This is a genomic window from Curtobacterium sp. B18 (genome assembly GCF_000333375.1).
Taxonomy (GTDB): domain Bacteria; phylum Actinomycetota; class Actinomycetes; order Actinomycetales; family Microbacteriaceae; genus Curtobacterium.
Window position 1 is genome coordinate 1 of record NZ_BACZ01000276.1, and the last position, 4475, is coordinate 4475.

At 71.7% G+C, this 4475-nt stretch carries 4 protein-coding genes and 1 other RNA gene; 2 read left to right on the forward strand and 3 right to left on the reverse strand.

The genetic code is table 11. The features are described from left to right. Positions 1-52 precede the first annotated feature (52 nt). Positions 53-898 carry a Nif3-like dinuclear metal center hexameric protein gene (locus tag I5E_RS07085; protein WP_022906367.1) on the forward strand — a complete coding sequence of 282 codons (846 nt, stop codon included), beginning with the start codon at positions 53-55 and terminating at the stop codon, positions 896-898. A gap of 2 nt (positions 899-900) precedes the next feature. Then, positions 901-1635 carry a zinc ribbon domain-containing protein gene (locus I5E_RS07090; RefSeq protein WP_031261778.1) on the forward strand — a complete coding sequence of 245 codons (735 nt, stop codon included), beginning with the start codon at positions 901-903 and terminating at the stop codon, positions 1633-1635. 614 nt (positions 1636-2249) lie between these two features. Here the strand turns inward: I5E_RS07090 and rnpB are convergent. The 3 genes from rnpB to map all read right to left on the reverse strand — a co-directional run bounded on the left by rnpB (position 2250) and on the right by map (position 4392). Then, an RNA gene (gene rnpB / locus I5E_RS22620) (RNase P RNA component class A) lies at positions 2250-2608 on the reverse strand. A gap of 148 nt (positions 2609-2756) precedes the next feature. Next, positions 2757-3506, reverse strand: coding sequence for a polyphosphate--glucose phosphotransferase (ppgK, locus tag I5E_RS07095; protein ID WP_022906369.1), 750 nt, complete (start codon positions 3504-3506; stop codon positions 2757-2759). 22 nt (positions 3507-3528) lie between these two features. Next, positions 3529-4392: a type I methionyl aminopeptidase gene (gene map, locus I5E_RS07100; RefSeq protein ID WP_031261779.1), complete on the reverse strand. Its 864-nt coding sequence runs from the start codon at positions 4390-4392 to the stop codon at positions 3529-3531. Between the last annotated feature and the right edge of the window lie 83 nt (positions 4393-4475).

The following is a 4475-nucleotide window of genomic DNA, read 5'->3' on the forward strand; positions in this document are numbered from 1 at the left end:
CCGTCGTCACAGGACGCCCGGGGTCACCCGGTCGGCTCGGTAGACTGACGGGATGCCGACGCTCCGCGAACTCCAGGCCGTGATCGAGGACCTGTGGCCCGCCACCGGCGCCGAGTCCTGGGACTCCGTCGGGCTCGTCGCGGGCGACCCCGACCAGACCGTCGATCACGTGCACCTCGCGGTCGACGCCGTACCGGCCACCGCGCGTGAGACGGTCGAGCTCGGTGCCGACCTCCTGCTCACGCACCATCCGCTGCTGCTCCGCGGGGTCACGACCATCGCCGAGTCGACCTACAAGGGCAGTGTGCTCGCCACCCTCGTGCGCGGCGGCGCGGCACTCGTCGCGGCCCACACCAACGCCGACGTCGTCACGACGGGCACATCGGCCGTGCTCGCCGACCGGCTCGGGCTGACCGACCAACGACCCCTCGAACCCGGCACGGACCCGTCGACGGGCATCGGCCGTGTCGGCGAGCTCGCCGAACCGACCACCCTGGGGGCGCTCGCCCGTGCACTCGTGGACCTCCTGCCGGGCACCGCGACCGGTGTCCGCGTCTCGGGTGACTTCGACCAGCTGATCCGGTCCGTCGCCCTCTGCGCCGGTGCCGGTGACGCCTACCTCGGGCACCCCGCCGTGCTCGGGGCCGACGTGTACGTCACGAGCGACCTCCGTCACCACCCCGCGTCCGAGTTCCGCGAGCAGGCGCTGCTCGGCGGCGGGCCGGCCCTCATCGACACCTCGCACTGGGCCACCGAGTGGCTCTGGCTCGACGTCGCCGCCGAGCAGCTCCGCCGTGCGGCGGGCGTCCGCGTCACCGTGAGCGACCTCCGCACCGACCCGTGGGACTTCGCCGTCCTGCCGGCGGCCGAACCCACCACCGACACACAAGGAGTCTGACCATGAAGGCAGCACCCGAGGACCAGGTCATCCTCCTCGACGTCCAGCGCCTCGACAACGACGTCACCCGTATCGCGCACCGCATCACGTCGCTGCAGAAGGGCGATCGGCTCACCGAGCTCAGCACGGCGGCGGCGGGTCTCCGTGCCCAGCTCGCGGCGGCCACGGGCGAGGTCGAGGACGCCGAGCGCGAGCTCGCACGCCTCGAGTCCGACACCGCCACGGCACAGGCCCGGGTCGAGCGCGACACGACGATGCTCCAGAACGTCTCGAGCGCGAAGGACGCCGCGGGTCTGCAGAGCGAGCTCGAGTCGCTGCAGCGTCGCATCGGCGACCTCGAGACGGCCGAGCTCGAGGTGATGGAGCACCTCGACGGCTTCCGCGCCCGGGTCGGCGACATCGAGGCGCAGCTCGCTGACGTCGAGGCGCAGCGCACCGGGCTCGTGGCCGAGCGCGACGCCGAGATCGCACGGCTCGAGGCCGATCGCGAGTCCGCCACGCAGAGCCGCGCCGCTGTCGCCGCGAAGGTGCCGGCCGACCTCCTCGCGCTCTACGACCGGCAGCGGGCGCGCTACGGCTTCGGTGCGTCGTTGCTGCAGGGTGGCGTGTCGACGGCCTCCGGCGTCACGCTGACGAACTCCGACCTGCAGACGATCCGGCGTGCGGCGCCCGATGACGTGGTGCTCTGCCCGGACAGCGACGCGATCCTGGTGCGGACGGCAGAGTCCGGGCTGTAGTCGCTGGCCGCGGTGCGGACACGGGAGGCGCGGCGCCAGGGGGCACCGTGCGTCCGGGGCGGGCGCGGGCAGGATTGGCGCGGGCGGCGCGGGCGGGCGAGGGCTGGCGCGGGCGGGATCGGCGCGGGGTCATGCACGGCCGCTGCCCGCACGGTGCGCGCTTCGTCAGCCGGTGCGCCGCTGCCAGCTCCGTGGCAGGTTGAAGAGGCGCACCCAGCGGTCAACCCGGCACGGGTTGGCGTACCGCGCACGGTGCGCTGCGCACTTCGGCGTGCGGGCCGTCCTCGCGGCGGACGGGAGGCGCGGTGCGGGCGCGCACCGTCCCTCCCGTCCGCCGCGTCATGCGTCGCGACCGCACGGTGCGCCCTTCGTCAGCCGGTGCGCCGATGCCAGCTCCGTGGCAGGTTGAAGCGGCGCACCCAGCGATCAACCCGGCACGGGTTGCCGCACCGCGCACGGTGCGACGGAGCGCCGCACCGAGCGAGCGGGCGCCGCACCGTGCAAGCGAGCGGGCACCGCACGAGCGAGCGAAGGCGCGAGCGCCCAAGCGCGCAAGCGCCCGTGCGAGCGCCCAAGCGCCCGCGCGCGCGCCGCCCACCGGCAAGTACAGGGTGCGAACGGGCCGGCCGTACGCCGGGTTCTGTCCCGCCGCAAGCGGCGGTGACGGCCATCTCTCTCGGACCGACGTTGCCGTCGGCCTCCAGCGGTCTACCCGAGGACTCGGCGAGCAGCCTCAGCGTCCTCTGTCTGACCTTGCTCCGGGCGAGGTTTACCGAGCGGATCCGGTCACCCGGACCCCTGGTGGTCTCTTACACCACCGTTTCACCCTTACCGACGTCGCCGCCGGCGGTCTGCTTTCTGTGGCACTGTCTCGCGGATTGCTCCGGGTGGGTGTTACCCACCGCCCTGCTCTGTGGAGCCCGGACGTTCCTCGGCACTCCCGGGGGAGTGACGCGACCGTCTCACCGACCCGTTCGCGATGACGAGTCTAGCGGGCACGGACACCGAGGTCGCCCGAATTGCTGTCCGGCCGAGACGCGAACGGCACCTCGTGCGACCTCGACACGAAGCGCGCGGCGTGTCGTGCGACGTCGACGTCCGGGCGCGCCGACGCCGACGTGTCAGGCGCTCTTCGCGGCGAGGGTCGCCGCGCCGATGATGCCCGCGTTGTTCCGGAGCGTCGCCGGGATGATGTCCGCCTGCAGGTCGAGCAGCGGCAGGAACTCCTCGTACTGCTTCGACACTCCGCCGCCGACGACGAAGAGTTCCGGGGAGAGCAGGGCTTCGAGCGTCGAGTAGTACTTCTGCAGCCGCTTCGCCCAGTGCTTCCAGGACAGGTCGTCGCGCTCCTTGGCGGCGAACGAGGCCCGCGACTCGGCGTCGTGCCCGTCGATCTCGAGGTGCCCGAGCTCCGAGTTCACGATGAGCACACCATCGTTGATGAGCGCGGTGCCGATGCCCGTGCCGAGGGTGGTGACGACGACGAGGCCGTCCTTGCCCTTCGCCGCACCGAACTGCTGCTCGGCGAACCCGGCGGCGTCGGCGTCGTTGACGAAGTGGATGGAGCGGCCGAGTTCCTTCTCGAAGAGCGCCTCGGCCTCGAAGCCGATCCACTTCTTCGACACGTTGGCGGCCGACATGGTCTTGCCGTCGCGGACGATCGCGGGGAAGCAGACCCCGACGGGGACGTCCGAGGCCGGGGCGAGCTCCTCGAGGATGGACGCGGCGACGGCGACGATGTCGTGCGGCTTGCCGCCCTCCGGCGTGGCCTTCTTGATCCGGTCGGTGGTGAGTTCGCCGGTGGAGACGTCGACGATCGCGCCCTTGATGCCCGTACCGCCGATGTCGACGCCGACTGCGAGGGAGGTCATGAGGAGCCTTTCGGTGTGGATGTCAGGAGACGGTGAGGAGTTCCGCGCCGCGCTCGGTGACGACGAGGGTGTGTTCGAACTGTGCGGTCCACGACTTGTCGCGGGTGGAGACGGTCCAGTCATCGGCCCAGATGTCCGCGTCGATGCCGCCGAGCGTGAGCATGGGCTCGATCGTGAACACCATGCCGGGCTCCATGACGTCGTCGAAGCGCGGGGCGTCGTAGTGGGGGATGATCAGCCCGGAGTGGAACGCGCGGCCGACGCCGTGGCCGGTGTAGTCGCGGACGACGCCGTAGCCGAAGCGCTTCGCGTACGCCTCGATCGCGCGGCCGATCACGTTCACCTGCCGCCCCGGGGCGACGGCCTTGATGCCGCGCTCGAGCGCGAGCCGCGTGCGGGTGACGAGGTCCTCGACCTCCTGTGATGCCTGACCGACGATGAAGGTGCGGTTCGTGTCCCCGTGCATCCCGTCCTTGTAGGCGGTGATGTCGATGTTGACGAGATCGCCCTCCTGCAGGACGGTGTCGTCGGGGATGCCGTGGCAGATGACCTCGTTGAGGCTGGAGCAGAGCGACTTCGGGTAGCCGCGGTAGCCGAGCGTCGACGGGTAGGCGCCGTGCGCGACGACGAACTCGTGGCCGATCCGGTCGAGCTCGTCGGTCGTGACACCGGGACGGATCGCTCGGCCGACGGCGTCGATGGCCTGCGAGGCGATGCGTCCGGCGACCCGGATCTGCTCCACCTCGTCGGGGGTGTACGTGTCACCGAGGCCGTGCTCGTGCGGCTCGGCCTTCCCGACGTACTCCGGGCGCTCGATGTCCTTCGGGACGGACCGCTGCGGGGAGATGCGGCCGGCGGTCAGGTGTCCGTGTTCGTCCCGGGGCATGCCGACCATTCTAGTCGGGGCCGCGCACCGCGCGGACGCGCGCGGTGGGGGTGCCGACGCGACGGCCTGGAGGCTCTTTTCTT